The 22,166-nt window shown below is 65.6% G+C and carries 17 protein-coding genes and 1 pseudogene; 3 read left to right on the top strand and 15 right to left on the bottom strand.

Annotation, left to right across the window (positions count from 1 at the left end):
• Window positions 1-54: 54 nt before the first annotated feature.
• The 6 genes and pseudogenes from BBSC_RS05075 to BBSC_RS14470 all read right to left on the bottom strand — a co-directional run.
• The gene (locus tag BBSC_RS05075) at window positions 55-1,827 is read right to left on the bottom strand and encodes an LpqB family beta-propeller domain-containing protein (RefSeq protein WP_161787659.1); all 1,773 of its coding nucleotides are present in this window, start codon (window positions 1,825-1,827) and stop codon (window positions 55-57) included.
• On the bottom strand, window positions 1,824-3,518 hold the full coding sequence (gene mtrB / locus BBSC_RS05070; protein WP_081892856.1) for an MtrAB system histidine kinase MtrB: 1,695 nt from the start codon (window positions 3,516-3,518) through the stop codon (window positions 1,824-1,826). Before mtrB ends, BBSC_RS05075 begins: the two co-directional genes overlap by 4 nt.
• A 13-nt stretch (window positions 3,519-3,531) precedes the next feature.
• Window positions 3,532-4,284: an MtrAB system response regulator MtrA gene (mtrA, locus tag BBSC_RS05065; RefSeq protein WP_046726209.1), complete on the bottom strand. Its 753-nt coding sequence runs from the start codon at window positions 4,282-4,284 to the stop codon at window positions 3,532-3,534.
• A gap of 106 nt (window positions 4,285-4,390) precedes the next feature.
• Complete coding sequence (locus tag BBSC_RS05060; protein WP_033519186.1) at window positions 4,391-5,758, bottom strand: replication-associated recombination protein A; 1,368 nt, start codon at window positions 5,756-5,758, stop codon at window positions 4,391-4,393.
• Between the two features lie 213 nt (window positions 5,759-5,971).
• On the bottom strand, window positions 5,972-8,530 hold the full coding sequence (locus BBSC_RS05055) for a DEAD/DEAH box helicase (protein ID WP_033519185.1): 2,559 nt from the start codon (window positions 8,528-8,530) through the stop codon (window positions 5,972-5,974).
• Between the two features lie 27 nt (window positions 8,531-8,557).
• Window positions 8,558-8,659, bottom strand: a pseudogene (locus tag BBSC_RS14470) (SEL1-like repeat protein); the annotation flags it as partial.
• A gap of 140 nt (window positions 8,660-8,799) precedes the next feature.
• Here BBSC_RS14470 and BBSC_RS05050 point away from each other — a divergent pair.
• A complete protein-coding gene (locus tag BBSC_RS05050; protein WP_033519184.1) occupies window positions 8,800-9,183 on the top strand; it encodes a hypothetical protein in 384 nt (127 codons plus the stop codon).
• A 263-nt stretch (window positions 9,184-9,446) separates the two neighbouring features.
• Here the strand turns inward: BBSC_RS05050 and BBSC_RS05045 are convergent, their stop codons facing one another.
• From BBSC_RS05045 to BBSC_RS05020, 6 genes are all read right to left on the bottom strand, one after another.
• Window positions 9,447-10,529: a PPK2 family polyphosphate kinase gene (locus BBSC_RS05045; protein WP_046726222.1), complete on the bottom strand. Its 1,083-nt coding sequence runs from the start codon at window positions 10,527-10,529 to the stop codon at window positions 9,447-9,449.
• A 387-nt stretch (window positions 10,530-10,916) separates the two neighbouring features.
• Complete coding sequence (locus tag BBSC_RS05040; RefSeq protein ID WP_046726210.1) at window positions 10,917-12,053, bottom strand: amino acid ABC transporter permease; 1,137 nt, start codon at window positions 12,051-12,053, stop codon at window positions 10,917-10,919.
• A 3-nt stretch (window positions 12,054-12,056) separates the two neighbouring features.
• Window positions 12,057-12,734 (bottom strand): amino acid ABC transporter permease, encoded by a 678-nt coding sequence (locus BBSC_RS05035; RefSeq protein WP_033519183.1) that lies wholly within the window; start codon window positions 12,732-12,734, stop codon window positions 12,057-12,059.
• A 5-nt stretch (window positions 12,735-12,739) separates the two neighbouring features.
• Window positions 12,740-13,576, bottom strand: coding sequence for a glutamate ABC transporter substrate-binding protein (locus BBSC_RS05030; protein WP_033519182.1), 837 nt, complete (start codon window positions 13,574-13,576; stop codon window positions 12,740-12,742).
• Window positions 13,577-13,594: 18 nt separating this feature from the next.
• Window positions 13,595-14,365 carry an amino acid ABC transporter ATP-binding protein gene (locus tag BBSC_RS05025; protein WP_144414517.1) on the bottom strand — a complete coding sequence of 257 codons (771 nt, stop codon included), beginning with the start codon at window positions 14,363-14,365 and terminating at the stop codon, window positions 13,595-13,597.
• Between the two features lie 122 nt (window positions 14,366-14,487).
• Window positions 14,488-15,045 carry a YbaK/EbsC family protein gene (locus BBSC_RS05020; protein WP_033519203.1) on the bottom strand — a complete coding sequence of 186 codons (558 nt, stop codon included), beginning with the start codon at window positions 15,043-15,045 and terminating at the stop codon, window positions 14,488-14,490.
• 704 nt (window positions 15,046-15,749) lie between these two features.
• Here BBSC_RS05020 and BBSC_RS13650 point away from each other — a divergent pair.
• Window positions 15,750-17,135, top strand: coding sequence for a hypothetical protein (locus BBSC_RS13650; RefSeq protein ID WP_065422479.1), 1,386 nt, complete (start codon window positions 15,750-15,752; stop codon window positions 17,133-17,135).
• Window positions 17,136-17,619: 484 nt separating this feature from the next.
• Here the strand turns inward: BBSC_RS13650 and BBSC_RS05010 are convergent, their stop codons facing one another.
• On the bottom strand, window positions 17,620-18,243 hold the full coding sequence (locus BBSC_RS05010; protein WP_269447130.1) for a response regulator: 624 nt from the start codon (window positions 18,241-18,243) through the stop codon (window positions 17,620-17,622).
• 260 nt (window positions 18,244-18,503) lie between these two features.
• Here BBSC_RS05010 and BBSC_RS05005 point away from each other — a divergent pair, with 260 nt between their 5' ends.
• Window positions 18,504-19,472 (top strand): DUF559 domain-containing protein, encoded by a 969-nt coding sequence (locus BBSC_RS05005; protein WP_046726211.1) that lies wholly within the window; start codon window positions 18,504-18,506, stop codon window positions 19,470-19,472.
• Between the two features lie 311 nt (window positions 19,473-19,783).
• On the opposite strand, the gene BBSC_RS13645 is transcribed toward BBSC_RS05005, so the two are convergent.
• Both BBSC_RS13645 and aspS read right to left on the bottom strand, forming a co-directional pair.
• Window positions 19,784-20,068 (bottom strand): hypothetical protein, encoded by a 285-nt coding sequence (locus BBSC_RS13645; RefSeq protein WP_144414424.1) that lies wholly within the window; start codon window positions 20,066-20,068, stop codon window positions 19,784-19,786.
• A 285-nt stretch (window positions 20,069-20,353) separates the two neighbouring features.
• Window positions 20,354-22,150, bottom strand: coding sequence for an aspartate--tRNA ligase (gene aspS / locus BBSC_RS05000; protein WP_033519180.1), 1,797 nt, complete (start codon window positions 22,148-22,150; stop codon window positions 20,354-20,356).
• Window positions 22,151-22,166: the final 16 nt, after the last annotated feature.

The raw sequence follows: 22,166 nt of genomic DNA, 5'->3' as shown, positions 1-22,166 counted from the left end.
CGCGCGAAGCCCACCGGGCTTCGCTTCACCGGCTCGCTCACCGCTCTTTCAGCACTACTGTGCTGAAAGAGCGGTGACTTGCGAATCGGCTACGGACCAGGCGCCGTCCAGGGAGCCTCGCACGGAGCGGACCATGCCGAGGTCGTCGAGGATGGCCAGGCGGCGGTAGGAGGAGATCTGGCCGGAGGCGAGCGCGGTCACCTCGTCGGAGGGCAGCTTCTGCGCCTCGTTCGGGCCGGGGGCGATCTGGCGGTAGGCGGATTGGCCGGCATCCCCGTCACCGTCGGTGGCGAACACCAGCATGGTGTCGTTGTAGAACGTCATCATCGCGGCGTCCGCGTTCGCCGAGATACGGTCGCAGGCCTCCGACAGCCTGTCCGGCCTGCCGTCGTCGGCCCGCACGATGCCGCTGACCACAACGCCGGCCGTCATTCCCGAATCCAGCGCCAACGCCATGCGGCCGCCCTCCATGGAGACCGCAAGCGAGCGGATCGTCGCGTCGTCGTCCAGCCACGGCACCGCCACCCGGGAGCCGACGCCGTCGCGCGACACGTACAGCCCGGTGCGAGACTCGTCGACCGCCCAAATCTCGCCGCCGAGCCCCTTCACGATCGTGCTCATGCGCCGCCCCTCGAACAGTTCCCCGCATGAGGACCCGTCCGATTTCAGGCATTCGACGACATGGTCGGCGCGCAGCACCGCGCCGCCGTCCGCGGTGAACACGAATCCCCGCGCGTCGTCGAATCCGGCGGTCTGGCCGACGCGCAGCGGACTGGACGAGCTGAGCAGCACGATGTTGCCGGCGCTGAGCGAATAGATCGGCGACGATTCCTGGGCCACGGCCAGCGTCAGGTCCCGGTCCGCGTCGGAGTAGTCCGAATCGCCGTTGACCAGCACGCGGACGTTCCCGTATTCCGCGTTGCCGTCGCCCAGCGTCAGGCGGATCAGACGCACCATCAGCGCGCGGGTGTCGTCGCTCAGCGATTCGAACGCGCTGCCGAGCTGCACCTGCACGTCGTTGTCGGTCAGCGGCACCGTATTCACCGCCAGCGACACCCTGCCGCCATTCAGATCGACGGCCGCGCCGGCCAGCCAATCGGCGGGGGCGTCGAGCGCCTCCCGGACCGCGAGCGTGCGCCAGTTGCGCCATCCCAGCCATCGCACATCGGGGATCAACACGCTATGCGACGCGTCCACGCGGTACACGGAGACCTGCCGGTACACCTGTTCGAAATCGGAATCCGAGATCACCACGCCCTGCGGCAGCTTGACGATGCGCCACTGGCCGTCCTCCTTGGCCAGCGTGTAGTCGAGCGTGACCTCCTGCGCATCGTCCTCGGCGGTGAACAGACCGTGCGAATCCAGCCGCCCGGCGACGCGCAGCGTCACCTCGATGGTCACGCCGCCGCCCTGGCTCCCCGCCGTGTCGCTCGTATGCAGCGCGCGCGTGAATTCCGGGGTGCCCACGTATATGGTCGCCGCCTTGTCGCCGTTCCACGAGGCGACGCCATCGGCGCTGAGGAACTCGCGCGCCACGCGGTACCCGTCGTTCTGCACTCCGGCCGGCATCGCGTTGAAGAATCCCGACACGATGCCTTCGGGCTGGGCGTCCAGCTGCGGGCCGTCCGGCGTGGTGTAGACGCGCTTGTCCTGCTGCTCGACCGGGTCGAGCGTCTGCACGTCGCCGGAGGTCGGCAGCGCGAACGGGCTCGAACAGGCGCCGACCGGCACGGTGAGGGCCGCCACGGCGCACGCGGCCGCCGCGCGCCGCAGCCAAACGCGCCGCAGCGGCCTCGCATGGCGCTTCCATCCGTTCCGCCAGATCATAGCGTTCCCTCCCCGTCGTCCGCCTTCGCGCGGTACCCGTCCTGATAGTCGGCCGCGCCGTTGTCGGCGAGGCCAAACCCGCCGGTCACGTCCATCCGGTCGGGGTCGTCCACGAACGCGACCGGCAGATCGGCGTCCGGCACGCTGCCCCGGTCGGGGTCGCGCGGCAGGGACAGCAGGAACCATGTGCCCTCCCCCAGCCTCGACCGCACGCGCAGCGTGCCCTGATGCAGCCGCGCGTCGGTCGTCGCGATCGACAGGCCGAGCCCCGAACCGCCGGTGGTGCGCGAGCGCGACGGGTCGGCGCGCCAGAACCGGTCGAACACATGCTCGGACTGCTCCCGGCTCATGCCGACGCCGTAGTCGCGCACGCCGATCACCACGGCCTTGCGGTTGGCGGCGAGCCGCACGTCGATCGGGTGCCCTTCGGCGAAATCGATGGCGTTGTTGAGCAGATTGCGGATGATGCGGATGATGCGCCGCGCGTCGATGCGCGCCAATACCTGCACATGCGGCACATCCACCCGGATCGCCACGCCGCGGGCCTCGGCGATGTCATGCACCTGGCCGACCGCTTCCGCGATCGGCTCGCGAACGTCGGTCTCCACCAGATCGAGCGCCGCATACCCGGCGTCGTACCGCGAGATCTCCAGCAGGTCGGCGAGCATGTCCTGGAACCGCGCGATCTGCCCGCCCAGCAGCTCCACCGTCCGGCGCGTCATCGGGTCGAAATCGTCCTTGCGCGATTCCAGCAGGTCGGCGGCCATGCTCATGGTGGTGACCGGCGTGCGCAGCTCGTGGCTCACGTCGGAGACGAACCGCCGCTGGGAGGCGCCGGCCTCCTCCAGCTCGTCGATCTTCTGGTTGAGGGCCACGGCCATCTCGTTGAACGAGCGCTGCAGCGTGCCGATCTCGTCCTTGCGGTTCACGTCGACGCGCACGTCGAGATCGCCGGCCGCCAGCGTTTCGGCGGCGACGGCGACGCGCTCGACCGGATTGACGATGCCGTGCAGCACATACCAGATCAGCAGCCCCATGACGATGCTCAGCAGCACGCTGATAAGGATCAGATTGGTCTGGATCTGCTGCAGCGCGGTCTGCTGGGTCTCGTACGAGTACAGGCCGAATATCGACAGGTCGCCGACCGTGGAGAACTGCAATGTGGTGCCCAGCACGGCGCCGGGCACGGGCTTGCCGCCGTCGCCGGACAGCGCGACCGGCTGGTAGTACACGCTGCCGGCGGTGTCGCCGGCCACGTCGACGCGGATCTCGTCGGAGATCAGTCCGGTGTAGGTCGGATCGGTGGACACGGGGACGATCGACCGGCCGGACGAGCTGCGATTCCACACGTACACGCCGACCAGGTTCGAGGCGCCCTCATTCTGCAGGGTGGCGGCGAGATCGTTGACGAGCTGCTGGTACTGCGCGTACGCGGAGGTGTCGGCCGAATCCAGGTTGTGCTGCGCCTGCTCGATCTGCGCCGAAAAGTCGTTGCGCGACTGGCCGGAGACCTGGCTGAGCAGCGAGGAACGCACCGAGGCCATCGACACCATCGAGAAGACGACCGCGAGCGTGAGCGAGACGATCACGACGAACATCACCGTGCGCGTCTGCAGGGACCGGCGCACCCGGGCCCGGCCCATGCGCCACAGGCGCACGGGACCGACGACGCGGGCGATGAACGGCGACATGCTGGGCTCCCCGTCAGCCGGCGTCCTGCGGGGTGACGAATTTGTAGCCGATGCCGCGCACGGTCTGCACGATCTGTGGGTTCTCCGGGTCGGTTTCGACCTTGGCGCGCAGCCGCTGCACGTGCACGTTGACCAGCCGCGTGTCACCGGAGTTCTCGTACCCCCAGACCTTGCTGAGCAGCGTGGCGCGGCTGATCGCCTCGCCGGCGCTGGCCGCCAGCAGGAACAGCAGTTCGAACTCCATCGGGGTGAGCATGAGGTCGCGGCCGTGCTTGGTGGCCGTGTGCTCGAGCCGGTCCATGACGATCGGGCCGCGCTCGACGTGCTGGACCTCGGCCGCCGATTCCGCGCCGCCGGCCGCCGCGGGGCGCGCGATGCGGAACCGCGTGTGGATGCGGGCCAGCAGCTCGGCGACCTTGAACGGCTTGGCGACGTAGTCGTCGGCGCCGGCCTCGAGACCGGACACCACGTCGAGCGTGTCGGACTTGGCGGTGAGCATGATGATCGGCACGTTGGAGGTCTCGCGGATGCGCCGCGCCACGCCGATGCCGTCGAGCCCCGGCAGCATGACGTCGAGCAGGATCAGATCGGGGCGTATCGTGGGGAACATGTCGACGGCGCGCTGGCCGTCCAGGCAGGTGACGGTGCGGAATCCCTCGTTCTCCAATACGATCGAGAGCATCTCCCCCAACGCCTGATCGTCGTCGACGATCATGATCAGCTTCTCGTCATCGGATTCGGCCGCGGCACCATTGTCCTGCGTCATCGCACTACTCCCTTGGGTCTACTTCAATCCACCCCATCTTAGCGCCATGCCCGGCCGGTTCGATGACGTCCCTTGCATTCCCGCCCCGGCGCCCGCTCCCACCGGATCAGTCCTCCTCGTGGAGGATCCTGCGGATGCGCTCGAGCCGGGGACCGACCTCGTGCTCGTAGCCGCGGTCATTGGGATGGTAGTATTCGCGCCCCTTGAGCTCGTCGGGCAGGTACTGCTGCGGGGCGACCGCGCCCGGCCAGTCGTGCGCGTACCTGTACCCCTCGTGGTTGCCCCACTCCTTCATGAGCTTGGTCCGGGCGTTGCGCAGATGCAGCGGCACCTGGCCGATCATGCCGGCGTCCACGTCGGCGAGCGCCTGGTTGATCGCGTTGTAGCTGGCGTTCGACTTGGGGGCGGTGGCGACGGCGATGGTCGCCTCGGCGAGGATGATGCGCGCCTCGGGCATGCCGATCATCGCCACGGCCTGCGCGGCGGCGACCGTGACCTGCAGGATCTGCGGGGCGGCCATGCCGACCTCCTCGGCGGCGGCGATCATGATGCGCCGGGCGATGAACCGTGGATCCTCGCCGGCCCTGAGCATGCGCGCCAGATAGTGGATGGCCGCGTCCGGGTCGGAGCCGCGCATCGATTTGATGAAGGCGGAGATCACGTCGTAGTGGTCGTCGCCGTCCTTGTCGTAGCGCACCGTGGCCACATCCATGACCTGCGACACGATGTCCGGCGTGATGGTCGGCCGGCGCGCGCCCTTCTTGCGCGCCTGGTCGCCGGTGACGGCGCCGGCCGCCGCCTCGAGGATCGTCAGGGTCTTGCGCGCGTCGCCCCCGGCCATGCGGACGATCTCGTCGACGGCCTCATCGGCGATTTTCACCTCACCCTTGAGCCCCCGCTTGTCCTCGAGCGCCCGCTCGATCAGCGCCTTGAGGTCGTCGGGGCCGAGCGATTCGAGCTTGACGACGACCGAACGGCTCAGCAGCGGCTTGATGACCGAGAAACTCGGGTTTTCGGTGGTGGCGGCGATGAAGGTGACGTCGCGGTTCTCCACGCTGGGCAGCAGCGCGTCCTGCTGCGATTTGGAGAAGCGGTGCACCTCGTCGATGAACAGCACGGTCTCCTTGCCTTCGGCCACCAGCCGCTGGCGGGCGCGGGCGAGCACGTCGCGCACGTCCTTGACGCCGGAGGTGACGGCCGACAGCTCCTCGAACGCGCGGCCGGACTGCTTGGCGACGATGTAGGCGAGCGTGGTCTTGCCCACGCCGGGAGGCCCGAACAGGATGATCGAGCTCGGCGCGGTCAGCGATCCCCTGGACGCCGGGTTCGCCAGCCGGCGCAGCGGGGACCCCTCCCCCAGCACGCGCGACTGGCCGACCACCTCGTCGACGGTTTCCGGCCGCATGCGCACCGCCAGCGGCCGCGTCATGTCCTCGGGCGCGTCGCTCGCCGCAAACAGATCATTGTCGTTCATAACGCCCCATTCTACCCCACCGCTTCGAACATGCGTTCGACCAGCCGCAGGACGGTCCGCCGTTCGAGGCTCCCCTCCCCGAGGGGAGCTGCCGCCGTAGGCGACTGAGGGGAGCATATCCAGAACGCCTAATGTATCAGGCTGCCGCGTTCACTCCCCTCAGTCCGCTTCGCGGCCAGCTCCCCTCAGAGAGGGGAGCCACTAGGCCGTCCGCTAATTGCCGACGTGGTAGTCGAAGAAGACGACCTCGCCGGATTCCTGCGTGGCGTCGAGGTCGACGGTGCCGGTGATGGCCCAGTCATGGTCGCCGTCGGAGTCGTCGATGATCTGGCGCACCTTCCACGCGTGCTCCTTCTGCTCCAGCGAGTCGTCGAGGATGAACAGCTTGCCGGAGCGGGCGGCCGCGTCGATGCCGACGTACTCGTGCTCGTCGTAGTAGTCGTCGAGCACGTCCTCCCACTCGTGCACGCCGTAGCCCCAGTCCCGGTCGAGCGCGCCGAGCTCCTCGGGCTTGTCGAGGTCCATGAGCTGCACGCGGCGGAACATCGCGTTGCGGATCAGCACGATCAGGCCGCGGCGGTCCTCCACCACGGCGTCCTTCGTACCCGGCGCGGCCAGATTCGCCGCGGCTTCGGAGGCGTCCGTCTCGCCGCCGGCGCTCTCCCACTCGTCGACCAGGCTCGAGTCGATCGAACGCACGACCACGCGCAGCCAGGAGATGACGTCGCGCAGCTGCTCGTCGCGCTTCTCCATCGGCACGGTGCGGGCGAGCGCCCGGTACGCGTCGGACAGGTAGCGCAGCAGCGTGCCCTCGGAACGAGCGATGTTGTAGCGGGCGATGTAGCCGGTGAAGTCGGATGCGGTCTCGACCATGTCGCGCACCACGGATTTCGGGCTCAGCCAGTAGTCGTTCGCCCACGGCACGTCGTGGCGGTACTGGTCGAACGCGGCGGTGAGCATGTCCTCCAGCGGCTTGGGATACGTGATCTCCTGCAGCTTGTCCATGCGCTCGTCGTAGTCGAGGCCGTCCTCCTTCATGCGGGCCATGGCCTCGTCGCGCGCCTGCCGCTCCTGCGCGCGCAGCACCTGCTTGGGGTCCTCGAGCGTGGCCTCGACCATCGAGATCACGTCAAGCGCGTAGGTGTCGGATTGCGGATCGAGCAGTTCGAGCGCGGCGAGCAGGAACGGCGACAGCGGCTGGTCGAGGGCGAAGTCCTCGGGCACGTCCACGTCGAGGAAATAGTCCTTGCCGCCGTCGTCGCGGTCCTCGGTCTCGATCACCTTCGTGTCGAACAGTGTCTGGAAGATCTCGTCGGCGCGTTCGTGCAGCTTCTCCTTCTGGTCGGGGCTCTGCGCGGAGTCGTCGATGAGGTCGTCGACGCGGCGGCGCGCGTCGCCGCCCTGCGCCACCTCGTTGAGCACCATCGCATGGGTGATCTTCATGTGGGGCACGAGCGTTTCCGGCGCCGCGTCGATGAGCTTGTCGAAGGTGGACTGGTTCCACGCCACGAACCCTTCGGGCGCCTTCTTGCGCTTGACCTTCTTGAGCTTCTTCGGGTCGTTGCCGGCCTTGGCCACGGCCTTCGCGTTCTCGATCTCGAACTCCGGCGCCTCGGCGATCACCAGCCCTTCGGTGTCGAAGCCCATGCGGCCGGCTCGGCCGGCGATCTGGTGGAATTCGCGGGCGCGCAGCTTGCGCATCCTCGACCCGTCGAACTTGGTCAGGGCGGTGAGCACCACCGAATGGATCGGCACGTTGATGCCGACGCCGAGCGTGTCGGTGCCGCAGATCACGGGCAGCAGGCCCTGCTGGGCGAGCTGCTCGACCAGGCGGCGGTAGCGCGGCAGCATGCCGGCGTGGTGGATGCCGACGCCGGTGCGCAGCAGGCGCTGCAGGATCTTGCCGAACGCGGTGGTGAACTTGGTGCCCTTGATCGCCTCGGCGATCGCGGCGCGCTGCTCCTTGCTGGACACGCCGGTCGAGGCGAGCGCCTGCGCGGTGTCGAGGGCCGCGTCCTGCGAGAAGTGCACGACGTAGATCGGCGTGGAACCTTCGCGGAACGCGAGCTCCACGGTCTTCTCCAACGGGTCGAGCGTGTACTCGTAGGTCAGCGGCACCGGGCGCGGCGCGTCGGCGATCACGTCGACGTCGGCGTCGGTCATGTCCTCGAGCTTGTCGGCGATCGCATCGACGTTGCCCAGCGTGGCGCTCATGAGCAGGAACTGCGTGTCGGGCAGGGTGAGCAGCGGCACCTGCCACGCCCAGCCGCGCTCGGGGTCGCCGTAGTAATGGAACTCGTCCATCGCCACGCAGCCGACATCGGCGTGCCGGCCCTCGCGCAGCGCCTGGTTGGCGAGGATCTCGGCCGTGCAGCAGATGATCGGCGCATCCGCGTTGATATGCGTGTCGCCGGTGATCATGCCCACGTTATCACGGCCGAACACGTCGACCAGATCGAAGAACTTCTCGGAGACGAGCGCCTTGATCGGCGCCGTGTAGTAGGAGCGCCGGCCGGTGCACAGCGCGGCGAAATGCATGCCGAGCGCCACCAGCGACTTGCCCGAACCGGTCGGGGTGTTCAGGATCACATGGTCCCCGGCCAACAGGTCCATGATGGCCTCCTCCTGATGGGGCCACGGCTCGATGCCCTTGACATCGGCCACCCATCCGAAGAAGCGCTCGTAAATCTCGTCCGTGTCGATGTTGCGCTCGCCCTCGTCCCAACGCGGCGCCAACGCGCCCAGCGAGCCATAGTTCTTCTCGTCTGCCATGGTTCCGAGTCTACTATGATGCCGCCGTCAGAAGGGCTCCTTCTGGCCCACGGCGCGCTGGTACCAATAGACGGCCTGCCCGTCATCCTGCTCAATGCCCCGCCCGCTCGCATACATATCGGCCAGCGCGCATTGGGCCTGTACATTGTCCTGATCCGCGGTGGAACGAGATCATCGCATCGGGCGGCGCGCGGCCCTCGTTCGTCGCCGGCCGCATACTCGACGCGATCGGCATGGCCGTGCCCCGCGCGGAAGCATGCCTTGCGCGGATGCGCATCGATCAGGGGCGGTTCGGAGACGCCCAGCTGCTGTACGCGCAGGCCGCGAACGCCGTGGAGGACTATGCCGACCATATCGCCGCCGACGGCGGAAGCGGCGGCCTGTACGATCTGGTGCCGGACCACGCCAAGCTGCTCACCGACTACGCCGACATGCTGTCCAGATGCGGCGAGGCCCCGCATGTGATGGAGCATGTGGCGCAACAGGCCATCGACCTCTATCAGGCCAGAAACAAGGAGACCAGCGGCTACGGACTCCAGCTGTCCCGCCTGTACCTCATTCTCGCCGACGCCGCCCGCCGCCGGCACCTTCCCGAGAAAGCCGAGCTCCTAAGCGAACAGGCCAACGCCTATCTGCAGCAATCCCGCGGCTGACGGACCGGCTCATCAGCAATCCAAAGACGGCCTTACGGCCGCAGGCGACTGAGGGGAGCCAAACGTACGTCACTAGTGGTCCGTCTCGCAAATGGTTGAGTGGCAGTTCCTCCCGCTGGCGGGAGGTGGCGCGTAGCGCCGGAGGGTGGTCGAACGCCTGATGCGGCGATGTTCCCGACCACCTCCAGTCGTCCATCCAGCGGGGGCGTGAACCACTCCATTATGTACAAGACAGATCACTAGCCGTGCCGGAACCCATCGCCTCATCCCAACCGGCGCCGCGCCTCATCCGGGTCGACGCCGGCGGCCAGCGGCGGCCAGGTCATGTTCATGTTCTTGAGCGTGGTGCGCAGCAGCTCGGAGACGACGGCGCGCGAATACCACCGGCTGTCGGCGGGCACGAGATACCACGGCGCGAACGGCGTGCTGGTGAGCTCGAACACCTCCTGCCATGCGGCCATATAGTCGTTCCAACGGTCGCGCGCGTCCAGGTCCGACATGTCGAATTTCCAGAACTTGGTCGGGTCGTCGAGCCGGCCGAGGAAGTGCCGTCGCTGCTCCTCGCGGCTGACCACGAGAAAGATCTTGATGATCCGGCATCCGCTCGACGACAGCTCGCGTTCGAAGGCATTGACCTCGTCGTAGCGCGCCCGCCACACCTCCTCAGGGTGGGTGCCGTACACGCGCGGCATGACGATGTCCTCGTAATGCGAGCGATCGAACACGGCGATCCAGCCGTCGCGCGGCAGTTCGCGCTTCACGCGCCACAGAAAATCATGCTCGAGCTCCTCCCCGGCGGGTGCGGCGAATCCGTGGTAATGGATGCCCATCGGGTCGCCCTGGCGGAACACATGGCGCACGATGCCGCCCTTGCCCGCGGCATCCATGCCCTGCAGCACGATGAGCAGTCTGCGATGCGATCCCCTCACGCCGTTCGCGTACAGCAACCGCTGATAGCGCGCGATCTCCGAGGAGCTGATGTCGATGAACCGTTCGGCGTCGTCCTTGCGCCCGTCGAATCCCGGCGTGGAATCCCCCTCAATGTCGGCGAGCCTCGTGCCATGGTGGAACATGAGCCGCTGCGCCGGCGGCAACGACCATACGGCGCTGAGCAGTTCGGAGGATTTCGCCGCACGGGCCAGCCGTTCGGGCACCGTCAGGCTCGATTCGATGGTGCCGATCTGCGTCTCGGCGCGGTTGAGCGTCTTGCCGATCCGCCCCGGTTTCGCGTTCGGCTTTCCGGATTTCGCATCCGACCTGTCGGATTTCGCATCCGGCGTACGGCTGCCGGCACCCGTATCGTCCGCGGCCCCCGCGGCATCGGCCCTTATGCCGCCGGTCTTCATACCGCGCTTGTCGGCCCCGGCATCCTTGCCATTGGCCTTTCTGCCATCCTTGCCCACGTCGCCCCCCCGTTGTCGCGTCTGTCGGCTTCCGACCACTGCCTTCAGCCCCCATTATGCCAACCCCGCGAATTCGATTGCAAGCGACAATCGAGCCGTTGGTGCCCATTCGCGCCGATTACCGGGTACAAAACGACCGATATCAGACACGATTCACACTGGTCTCGATTATTGTGCACCGACAACTCGCCTGTACTGAGCATGATTAGGGTGCAAACAGCCCTGATGTCGGTGCATCGGCATCGACATCAGGGCCATAGACATTTCCTGGTATCCTGCGTCATTAATTCAACAATGTCTGGCTCCCCTCTCTGAGGGGAGCCAAGCGCCTTATGCGTCCTTCCGGGGCTCCTCGCCATCCTTCGGCGTGGCCGTGTCCTTGGTCTCGGACTTCAGGAACGCCGCGAACTCGCCGGTCGACGGGTCGACCTGCGATTCCGGATGCGTCTCGTCGTAGCCCTGCTCGTAGCGCGTCCGGCGCCACTGGCGGATCGAGGCGTTGGTGCCGCGGTGGTGCACATGGTACTTGCGCGGCGCGCCGCCGAGCGGCAGCTCCTCGACCTCCTTGGCCACGGCGATCTGGTTGACGTTCGAGGGGTCCATGATCGCGATCGGCGCCACCGGCTCGGGCTCGGCCGGCGCGGCCGTGCGCTGCTGCATGCGTGAGGGCAGCCATTCGGCGAGCCTCGACAGCAGCCAGCAGGCCACGAAGTAGATGACCGCGGCCATCACCAGGGTCTGCAGGATATTGAAGTACATCGATCCCAATCGGCGCGATTCCTGCAACAGATCCGTGTACATGATGATCGAGCCGAGCGCGGTGTCCTTCAGCACCACCACAAGCTGCGTGACGGCGGCCGGCAGCATCGCGTACACGGCCTGCGGCACCTCGATCTGCATGAGCGACTGGGTCTCGCTCAATCCGAGGGCGAGCGACGCCTCGCGCTGGCCGTTCGGCAGGTTGCCGACGCCCGAGCGCACGAGTTCGGCGACGACCGAACCGTTGTACAGCACCAGCGCCAGCACCACGGCCCAATACGAGGGGCTGGGCAGCCCGGCGAACGCGAACCAGCGCCAGAAGAAGATCATGAGCAGCAGCACGGGCACCGCGCGGCAGAACTCCACGACGACCGCGGAAACGCCTCTGACCAGCGGATTCGGCAGCAGGCGCCCGACGCCGAACAGCAGGCCGAACGCGACGGCGCCGACCACGGCGACGACGGTGGCCTTGACGGTCATCCACAGGCCGGGCAGGTAGAAGTCGGTCCACGCCTCGCCTTCAAGCGCGGGCTTCCACAGCTCCCAGCTCAGCTGGTTCTCGCCGTACGGCGGGTTGTGCAGCCGCAGGAGGATCAGCACGAGCACGACGGCGAAGATCGCGCCGGCGATCCAGTTGACGATGCGTATGGTGCGCCGCCCCTTGGGGCCGGGCTGGTCGAACAGCACGGAATTCGAAGTATCGGCCATGGGTCACCTCCTCACGGCGAGCTTGTTGGACAGGAACGTGGTGAGCATGCCGATCGGGATGATCAGGATCACGTAGCCGAACGCGAACACCAGGAAGATCTGGACGATCACGTCGGGTCGGAACTCGATCATCGTGCTCATCAGCGACGAGGTCTCGGTCGACACGGACGCGGCGGCGGCCACCGTCGAGTTCTTGAGCAGCGCGATCAGCGTGTTGCCCAGCGGCGCCACCGAGCCGCGGAAGGCCTGCGGCAGGATGATCTCGGTGGCCGATTGCATGAAGCCGAGGCCCAGCGCGCGGGCCGCCTCGGCCTGGCCGAGCGGCACGGTGTTGATGCCGCTTCGCAGCGACTCGCACACGAACGCGGCCGTGTACAGGCTCAGGCCGGTGACGGCCAGCCAGAAGAAGTTCACGGCGAAGGTGTCGGAGAAGCTGAGCTTCAGCTGCGCGTAGGCGCCGAGCACCATGAACACCATGATGATGGTCAGCGGCAGGTTCTTGAACAGTTCGACGTAGGCGCCGGCGACCGCGCGCAGCGAGGAGATCGGCGAGATGCGCATCATGACGAGCACCACGCCGAGGATCATCGAGAACAGCGCCGACCACAGGGTCAGCTCGATGTTGACGAGGAACGCGCCGAGAATGTCGTATTCGCCGAACAGCTGGATGAATCCGTCCATGTCCCTTACTCCTCTCCTTCGTTCGGGGTCGGCGGGTTGTACTTCACGTTCGGCGTGTACGAGGTGCCGGCCGTGTTGTCGGTGATCGCCCGCTGCCACGACCCGTCCTGGATCATGTCGACGATCGCGTTGTTGATCTTGGTGGCGAGCTGGGTGTCGCCCTTCTTGATGCCCACGCCGTAGTATTCCTGCGTGAACGGCTTGCCGACCACCCGGAGCTTGCCGCGCGAGGCCGAGGCGAGGCCGGCGAGGATGATGTCGTCGGTGGTGACCGCGTCCACGATGCCGGAGAACAGCGCGGTGGCGCATTCGGCATAGCCGGGCTGCTCCATGAGCTGCACCTCGGAGGCGAACTTCTCCTTGACGGTGGCCGCCGAGGTCGAGCCGGTGACCGAGCACAGGCGCTTGCCATTGAGATCCTCGGGACCTTTGATCGAGCGGTCGTCCTTGCGCACCAGCAGGTCCTGGCCGGCCACGAAGTACGGGCCGGCGAAGGAGACGGCCTTCTTGCGTTCGTCGGTGATCGAATACGAGGCGAGGATCATGTCCACGTCGCCGTTCTGCAGCATGGCCTCACGCTGCTTGGACGGGGCCTCCTTCCAGACGATCTCGTCCTCGGAGTAGCCGAGTTTCTTGGCCACGTACTTGGCCACGTCCACGTCGAAGCCCACGTAGGTGCCGGACTTCTTGAAGCCGAGGCCCGGCTGGTCGAACTTGATGCCGATGCGGATCTTGCCGCTCTCGTCCTGCCCGCAGGCCGCCAGCGACAGCGTGCAGGCCACGGCGGCGAGCGCGGCGACCACGCGGCAGGCCTTCCGTTTGAAAGTGTTGGTAACAGTCATATCGCGAATCCCCGTATCTCAGTGGGTGAGGATCTTCGACAGGAAGTCCTTGGCGCGCTCGGTGCGCGGATGCTCGAAGAACTCGTCCGGCGTGTTCTCCTCGAGGATCCGGCCGTCGGCCATGAACACGATGCGGTCGGCGGCCTTGCGCGCGAAGCCCATCTCGTGGGTGACGCAGATCATCGTCATGCCCTCGTGCGCGAGCTCGACCATGACGTCGAGCACCTCGTTGACCATCTCCGGGTCGAGCGCGGAGGTCGGCTCGTCGAAGAGCATGACCTTGGGCCGCATGGCGAGCGCCCGGGCGATGGCGACGCGCTGCTGCTGGCCGCCGGAGAGCTGCGAGGGCATCTTGCGGGCCTGCGAGTCGACGCCCACGCGGGCGAGCAGGTCCATGGCCAGCTGTTCGGCCTCCTTCTTGTCCATGTGCCGCACCTTGATCGGCGCAAGCGTCACGTTGTCGAGGATGGTCTTGTTGGCGAACAGGTTGAACGACTGGAACACCATGCCGACTTCGGCCCTGAGGTTCGCGAGTTCCTTGCCCTCCTGGGGCAGGGCCTTGCCGTCGATGCGGATGTCGCCGGAATCGATGGTCTCCAGGCGGTTGATGGTGCGGCACATCGTGGATTTGCCGGAGCCGGAGGGCCCTACGACCACGAGCACCTCGCCCTTGTCGACGGTCAAATTGATGTCCTTGAGGACGTGCAGGTCGCCGAAATGCTTTTCGACATGGGTCAGCTCCACGAGGGGGTGGCCGGCGTTCTCGTTGCCGGGCACGAGCGGCGCCATCGGGCGCGCGGCTGCGGTTTCTTCTTTCTTTTCGGACATAAGCCGTCAGTATAACGGCAGCGTGTTACCGCCCGGCGCCGACAGGCATGCCCGCGCCCACATTGCGGAAGGAGGCCGTGCGCTCAGAGCTCGGCTCGGGGACGGCCCAGCCCCGACACGAACCGCACGCCGGGGATGTCGGCGAAGATCGCGCCGTCGACCACCAGTTTCGACGGGCGGATGCCCGAGCCGATGTACAGCTTCGGCACCGACAGGATGTGCTGGTCCACCAGCAGCGGCCACTGCGCGGGCAATCCGATCGGCGACATGCCGCCCGATTCCATGCCGGTGGCCTCGACCGCCGCGTCGATCGGCGCGAAGCTCACCTTGGAGACCTCGAGCGTGTGCTTGACCACGCCGTTGAGGTCGGCACGGGTGTCGGCCGTGACGAACGCCGCCGCGAAATCCGGCGGGGCCTTGCGAGTCTTGTGCGTGTGGACCACCACGACGTTGCCGGTGGACGCGAACGGCACGCCGTACCGGGGACACCACAGGTCGGTGTCCGATTCCTCGTCGCTGTTGAGGGTCACGCCGAGTATCCTGCTCTCCGGCGTGCCCGCCGCGATCAGCGCGTTCAGCGCGTTGAGCACCGGTGCGGCGAGCAGGTCGCCGTCATGCCAGTCCAGCAATTCCAAAGCCATGGTCATCCCCCATCCGCAAAAATCGCAACGCCCGTTGCGGCGATGTGCGCTCCAGCATACCGTTGCGGAGACGGTGACGGCGCCTATCTCCTATACGCATTGTTTATAGCCGCTTATCGCCCCTCCGGCGCGGCCTCGCGCACGGCATCGTATGCGGTGTCTTGCCTGGTATCCTGCGTCATTAATTCGCTGAGTAGTTCCGGCTCCCCTCCTGGAGGCTGAGCCGTGAAGCAAACGCCGGAGGCGTTTGTGGGCAGATAAAACTGCGGCCGTAAGGCCGTCCTTGATCGCGGACGAGCTGGCCGCGAAGCGGCTTGATTCAGGCGTTCTCGGGAATCCTCCCCTCAGGCCGCTGCGCATGCAGCTCGTCCTGCGATCAAGGACGGGTTGCGTCCGCAGCTTGATTGCTCGTCTGTCGGCGGATATCCGTGGTCGAACGTCACGGTGACGTTGCACGCCCCCGCTGGCGGGGGCTGTCGGCGGAGCCGACTGGGGGTGGTCGTAACCGTAACCACCGCAACGGCAAGCATCCGATCACTCTCCTGTGCCGAACCCCACCTCCCGGCGCTATGGCATCACACACTCCGCGCACCGCCATGGGCAGCCCGCAAGGGTATCCATCCAGCGGGAGGACCAACCAACCATGCACGAGACAGCCCGCCGTCGCCTTGCTTGGTACGGCCGCGCGGTGGGACAATGACGGCATGGCCATGCACCGCATCATCGTTCCGCATTGGCGTACGCCGGCATCCCGCAGGATGCTCCTGGCGTGCGCCGCCATCGCCTGCTGCATTCTGGCCGAGGCGGCACTGCGCTGGCCGGCCGTCAATTTCCATACCTCGTATCTGCTCATACCGCTGCTGGCCCTGGGCACGCTGCCGATGCTCGCGATCATGCCGCAGACCGGCGCATGGCTGGTCACGACGGTGTACTGCGTCGGTTTGGTCTCGCCGTTCCCGATGTCGTATTCGTATACGCTGGCGATGGTGGCGGCGGTGGCCGTCATCTGGCGCGACGGCCGCGCGATGGCGCTGCTTGCGGCGCTGCTCGGACTGTCCGCGCTGCTCGTCGACCAGAAGGTGCTGTTCGGACTGGGCCTGTCCGATTCGGTGGTCGTCTCGTTCGCCTACTGCATGTTCGCCGTGGTGATCGGCATGATCTCCCGCTGGCAGGCCGACCGGGCCCGGCAGGCCGAGCGGGACCGCCGCGAGGCGGAGCGCGACGGGATCGCCCGCGCCCTGCACGACCGGATCTCCAATGATCTGGCTTATGCGATCATGCGCATCGACCGCGATATCGAGCGGTCTGCGGCGCCGCACGACGATGCCGCCGACGGGTTTCCCCCTAAAACGACGGCGAACGACGAGGCCGGGACCCGCTCCCCCGCGCCGGCGGCGTCCCTTCCCGTTCATCCCATCACGGTCCAAGATCTCGCCGACCCTAGTGGTTCCGGAGTTTTCGACATCTCCGTTGCCTCCGCCGTCTCCGGCACAGCGACGTACCGGACCGTGACCGTGGATGAGCTCCGTGAGCTGCGCGGCATCATCGAACAGGCACTCGACGATACGCATCAGGTCATCGATGCGCTTGACGGCGACCCCGATGCAGTCGCAAGGCACGGCGGCCATGCCGTATCGCAGCCCAGCGCACGGCCTCATCTTGCTGCTGCCGGCACGCTCCCCGATCCAAGCGCCGACGCGGCCGAAGCCCTCATCGATCGTATCGACACGCATGAGGAACGACTGCGGGCGCTGGGCTTTGACGGGCAGACGACGCTGGCGGCACATCTGCCGGCGCTGTCGAAGACCGGATCCGAGCTGTTGGCCGATCTGCTCGGCGAGACTTATGCCAATATCGCCAAGCATGGCGATCCCGCCCATGGCTATGTGGTGTCCATCGCCGGCGACGGCGACGACGTCATCGTCACGACCGCCGATACGCCCTTGGGCGGCGGGCGATCAGGCCTTGGACTCGGCAGCGGATTGGACCGATACCGCCGCATGGGCGTCGATATCCGGACCAGCGGCGACGATTCCTCCGGCCAATGGGCGATGACCGCCCGGATTCCCGCTGGCATACAGCCCGTTTGAGTCCCCGCAACGACCGTAAGCCAGCCACACCGTATTAGCTCCAGTGACGGGCAATCCGGGAACGCCCGGCGCGCCGCCGCGCTTCCGCCGCGCACTCCGTCATACAGCGACGCATTCATGGCGCCTGTTGCTTCCCGAGACAAGTACATCCAAAACTTTTTGATACTTCCATCATGAGGCAATGCGATCATGGCACCCGCTGCTTCCCCAAGATGAGCACTCATGAGTCGTTTCCCATGCTTTCATCATGAGGGAACACCTTCATGATGCGATAGCGTCTTTCCCACCGCGCGGTAAAGAATCCACGGCGAGGTAATACTTCCACCGCGCGGGAACCTCTCCACCACGCGGTAGATCCTCCACCACACAGCAAGCAAAACGGCGGAATGGCGCGGATACCATAAATTCGTCAACCGCGCCGTGGAAGCATTACCTCGCCGTGGATTCTTTACCGCGCGGTGGATCGCTCGTCACCGTCCCCTTTTTAAGCGGCATGCGTCGCCAGGAAAACCCGTATCGCCTCGGATCGCGTGTCCACGCCAAGTTTGGCCTTCGCGTGCTTCATGACCACGAAAACGGTGGAAGCCTTGATACCGAGCTTGGCGGCGATCTCCTCGGTGCCGAGGTTCGCCGCATACAATCTCAACACCTCCTTCTCGCGCCTTGACAGGCCGGCAGCCGGCCGGCTGGCCGCGGATAGCGCTTCCTTCGCGTTTTGAGCCGTCATGAACCCCTCACCGAACGCACCGTTGCGCGCAACCCCGCCTATGGCTTCGGCCAATTCACGCGGCGTGACGCTTTTGGAGATCAGCCCCTGCGCGCCGGCTTCGATGGCGGATCGGCGGTAATGCTCCAGCGAATACGACGTGATGCACAGTATGGCGGTCCGATCCTGCGCCTCACGGATACGACGGCATACGTCCGGACCGGGAATATCAGTCAGCGACATGTCCAGCAGCAGCACGTCGGGCATGGCATCATCGCCTTCATACACGCAATGATGCAGCGCCAGCGCACCGAACTCGACCGCCCAAACCACCTTGGCCCCGGCCACGGCGCGACCGACCGTCTGCGCCAGCATGGTCAGCGCAAAACGGTCATTATCCACGATTCCAATCGTCAGCACTCATCCATCATGCGCCTGACACACCGGCATCCGCAAGCAGCTCCACGGATCCTTCCGCCGAATCCGTATCCCATGCATCGGGCAGATACGCTGATCATCGGTGAAAGCGACACGCCCGAACCATGTGGATGACTCGGCCAACGAGACGACATGCCGGTGGATAACCGCTTTCGCTACATCCGAGTTATCCCCATTTATCGTTTTCGCCATCGTGCCGCCGCGCGGTACGCTACGCTCGCCGCATGAACGGTTACAGCGAAGCGCCCAACCCCGGCGAAATCAATGACTACGTGCGCAAGGATCTCAGCGCCAAAGCCGCTGCCAAGAGCGCGGCCTGTTGGAATCTGCTGGGCAGGATGCGTACGGAGCGGATCTGCTTTTCGCTGTTCACGGCATTGGAGCTTTGCGGAGTCGAACCGCCCGCGCGCAGTACGCTACCGCGCAAGGAATTCTATGTGACGGTCGCCAGCGAGCAACGACGCTCCTCATGCAAGGAGATCGACTTCCGCATCTGGAGCCAGCCATTCGGCACCTACACGTTTCCGAACGGCGTGACCTGCATGCATCCCATAGACGTGTGGATACAGTTCGCACGGTATCTCGATCTGACCGAATTGGTGATACTGGCCGAATCGCTGATCAGACGATGCGGCTATACCGTCGAGCAATTCACGGAGAGGCTTGCCACGCTGAGCCGTGTCACCGGACGGGTCCGATGCGAGGAGGCACTGCGACTTGTACAGCCATCGGATTCCGTTCAGGAGACACACACCCGACTGGTTCTACTGCAGTTTGGCCTGCCGGTGCCGCAAACACGCCATGCCATTACCGATCCGCAAACCGGATATGACTATGTTGTCGACATGGCCTATCCACAGCATCAGATCGCTCTCGAATACGATGGCGACCATCATCGGCGCTTTCGGCAGCAGTATCTCCGGGATCAGCATAAACGCCGGCGACTGCGCCAAATGGGCTGGACCGTCCTCGAGGTGTTCGCCGATGACCTGTGGAATGGGTCCAGACAGCGCGCTCTCGCGTCGGAGGTCGCCGGCGCGCTGAAAACGGCGCTGCCAGGCAGGCCGCAAATGCAATACCGATCACTGGCGGATCAGCGGCTGGCGATCAATGCCCGCAAAGGCGAACACGCAAAATACCAAAAGTACCATCGTCCGCGTCAACCGCACGAGTCCGACCCTGAAAGGGCCTAAACTTCCTCGCATGATCGCGCCCACCGCTCGGCTGTTCTTCCACCGCGCGGTAACCCGTCCACCACGCGGTTGTTCCTCCACCACGAGGTAAAGCACCCACCACGCGGTAACCAAAAACGGCGGAATAACGCGAATCCCGCAAAATCGCTAACCGCGCGGTGGAAGAATTACCGCGCCGTGGAAGCTCTAATGCGCGGTGGAGAAACAATGCGGCATGTTCTCCACCGCGCGTGGATGCCATGCTACGACCCCCATCACTGTGTAAAGCCTTTCGTCACAATACAAAACTTCTGCTGCATCACAAGCTGCTATCACGCGGCAAAGATTTTTTCCCCCTGTAACGCTTCCACCGCGGAGTAATGTCCCACCGCATGGTTGTTCCTCCACCACGAGGTAAAGAACCCACCACGCGGTAAAACATCCACCGCGCGGTAACCAAAAACGGCGGAATAACGCGAATCCCATAAAAACACTGACCGCGCGGTGGAAAAATTACCGCGCGGTGCAAGAATTATCACGCCGTGGAAGGGCCACCGCACCGTGGAAGACTTATCGCGCGGTGGAGAAACCAGTATGGTCGTTTCTCCACCGCGCATAGACACCACATTGGGGAAACGTATGCAGACTAATAAGTCCTCACAAAATCTAATGAGTCCTCACAAACCTAAGATCTCAAAAGAGCCCAAAATCTCACAAAACCCAAGACCCCACAAAACCCAAGACCCCACAAAACCCAAGACCCCACAAAACCACAAACCCGTAAAACCCTCAAACCCCCAGCACACGCAAAAACGGTATGGGCCCTTTCACCGCTGGTGGAGAAAGGGCCCATACCGCAAATACCGGCTATCGGCTACCGGCTACCCGGCAGCCTTTACCGCTTACTCCTCCTCGTCCGGGTCGTAGTCGACGCCGGTTTCGGCGCGCTGCTCGGCCGAGATCGGGGCCGGAGCGCCGGTGAGCGGATCGCGGCCGCCGCCGGCCTTCGGGAAGGCGATGACGTCGCGGATGGTATCCGCGCCGGCGAGGATCGACACGGTGCGGTCCCAGCCGAGGGCGATGCCCGCGTGAGGCGGGGCGCCGTACTTGAAGGCCTCGAGCAGGAAGCCGAACTTCTCGTCGGCCTCTTCCTTGGAGATGCCAAGGACGTTGAGCACGCGGTTCTGGATGTCGTCGCGGTGGATACGCACGGAGCCGCCGCCCATCTCCTCGCCGTTGCAGACGATGTCGTAGGAGTCGGACATGGCGTGCTCGGGATCCTGGTCGAACTTGTCGATCCAATCCTTGGACGGCATGGTGAACGGGTGGTGCATCGAGGTCCACTTGGAGTGGCCGACGGCGACATCGTCGTCGTCGGGATCGTCGGTGGGCTTGAACAGCGGGAAGTCCACGACCCAGGTGAAGGCGAACTTCTTCGGGTCGAGCAGTCCCTCGCGGCGGGCGAGCTCAACGCGCACGGCACCGAGCAGCAGCTGAGCGGATTCGCGCGAGCCGGCGCCGAAGAACACGGCGTCGCCCGGTTCCGCGCCGACGGCCTCCATCAGGCCGTTGCGCTCCTCGTCGGACAGGTTCTTGGCGACCGGTCCCTTGAGCTCGCCGTCCTCGGTGAAGGAGACGTACGCGAGGCCCTTGGCTCCGCGCTGCTTCGCCCACTCCTGCCACGCATCGAACTGACGGCGAGGCGTGGAAGCGCCGCCCTTGAAGAGCACCGCGCCGACGTAGGGGGCCTGGAACACGCGGAACGGCGTGTTCTTGAAGTAGTCGGTCAGCTCGACCAGCGGGTTGCCGAAACGCAGATCCGGCTTGTCGGAACCGTACTTGTCCATCGCATCCTTCCAAGTGATGCGCTGGATCGGCAGCTGCACGTCGTAGCCGGCGGTCTTCCAGATCGCGGCGATGACCTTCTCGGCCGTGGCCATCACGTCTTCCTGGTCGACGTACGCCATCTCCATGTCGAGCTGGGTGAACTCGGGCTGGCGGTCGGCGCGGAAGTCCTCGTCGCGGTAGCAGCGGGCGAGCTGGTAGTAACGCTCGACGCCGGAGACCATGAGCAGCTGCTTCAGGAGCTGCGGGGACTGTGGCAGCGCATACCAGGAACCGGGCACGAGGCGCGCGGGCACCACGAAGTCGCGAGCGCCCTCAGGGGTGGACTTGATGAAGGTCGGCGTCTCGACCTCGGTGAAGTCCATGTCCTCGAGCGCGTGGCGGGCGGCCTTGGCCATGTCGGAACGCAGCTTCAGGTTGTACTGCATGGACGGGCGGCGCAGGTCGAGGTAGCGGTACTTCAGGCGCACGTCCTCGCCGGGCAGCTTGTTCTCGGATTCGTTCTCGAGCGCGGTGGACACCTGGAACGGCAGCGCGTCGGACTTGGCGAGAATCTCGATGGATTCGGCCACGACCTCGATCTTGCCGGTGGCCAGATGGGTGTTCTCGTTGCCGTCCGGGCGCAGGCGCACCTCGCCGGTCACCTGGATGACGAACTCGGAGCGCAGCGGACGGGCCATGTCCTCGTCGTAGATCACGACCTGCACCAGCCCGGTGCTGTCGCGAAGATCGATGAACGCCACGCCGCCATGGTCACGGCGACGGTCGACCCAACCCGCGAGCGTCACCTTTTCGCCGACGAGCGCTTCGGTCACGTCGGTGGCATGATGTGTTCTGTAAGCCGTCTGGCTCATGCTTCCTCTTTCTTGT

It is taken from the genome of Bifidobacterium scardovii JCM 12489 = DSM 13734 (assembly GCF_001042635.1).
Lineage (GTDB): Bacteria > Actinomycetota > Actinomycetes > Actinomycetales > Bifidobacteriaceae > Bifidobacterium > Bifidobacterium scardovii.
The sequence above is the reverse complement of the archived record's forward strand: the minus strand, read 5'-3'. Positions and strand labels throughout refer to the sequence as shown.

Excerpts from the sequence above, each read along its gene's own strand:
- BBSC_RS05075 (WP_161787659.1), bottom strand. The coding sequence starts at position 1,827 with ATGATCTGGCGGAACGGATGGAAGCGCCATGCGAGGCCGCTGCGGCGC.
- mtrB (WP_081892856.1), bottom strand. The coding sequence starts at position 3,518 with ATGTCGCCGTTCATCGCCCGCGTCGTCGGTCCCGTGCGCCTGTGGCGC.
- mtrA (WP_046726209.1), bottom strand. The coding sequence starts at position 4,284 with ATGACGCAGGACAATGGTGCCGCGGCCGAATCCGATGACGAGAAGCTG.
- BBSC_RS05060 (WP_033519186.1), bottom strand. The coding sequence starts at position 5,758 with ATGAACGACAATGATCTGTTTGCGGCGAGCGACGCGCCCGAGGACATG.
- BBSC_RS05055 (WP_033519185.1), bottom strand. The coding sequence starts at position 8,530 with ATGGCAGACGAGAAGAACTATGGCTCGCTGGGCGCGTTGGCGCCGCGT.
- BBSC_RS05050 (WP_033519184.1), top strand. The coding sequence starts at position 8,800 with ATGCGCATCGATCAGGGGCGGTTCGGAGACGCCCAGCTGCTGTACGCG.
- BBSC_RS05045 (WP_046726222.1), bottom strand. The coding sequence starts at position 10,529 with ATGAAGACCGGCGGCATAAGGGCCGATGCCGCGGGGGCCGCGGACGAT.
- BBSC_RS05040 (WP_046726210.1), bottom strand. The coding sequence starts at position 12,053 with ATGGCCGATACTTCGAATTCCGTGCTGTTCGACCAGCCCGGCCCCAAG.
- BBSC_RS05035 (WP_033519183.1), bottom strand. The coding sequence starts at position 12,734 with ATGGACGGATTCATCCAGCTGTTCGGCGAATACGACATTCTCGGCGCG.
- BBSC_RS05030 (WP_033519182.1), bottom strand. The coding sequence starts at position 13,576 with ATGACTGTTACCAACACTTTCAAACGGAAGGCCTGCCGCGTGGTCGCC.
- BBSC_RS05025 (WP_144414517.1), bottom strand. The coding sequence starts at position 14,365 with ATGGCGCCGCTCGTGCCCGGCAACGAGAACGCCGGCCACCCCCTCGTG.
- BBSC_RS05020 (WP_033519203.1), bottom strand. The coding sequence starts at position 15,045 with ATGGCTTTGGAATTGCTGGACTGGCATGACGGCGACCTGCTCGCCGCA.
- BBSC_RS13650 (WP_065422479.1), top strand. The coding sequence starts at position 15,750 with ATGGCCATGCACCGCATCATCGTTCCGCATTGGCGTACGCCGGCATCC.
- BBSC_RS05005 (WP_046726211.1), top strand. The coding sequence starts at position 18,504 with ATGAACGGTTACAGCGAAGCGCCCAACCCCGGCGAAATCAATGACTAC.
- BBSC_RS13645 (WP_144414424.1), bottom strand. The coding sequence starts at position 20,068 with ATGCGCGGTGGAGAAACGACCATACTGGTTTCTCCACCGCGCGATAAG.
- aspS (WP_033519180.1), bottom strand. The coding sequence starts at position 22,150 with ATGAGCCAGACGGCTTACAGAACACATCATGCCACCGACGTGACCGAA.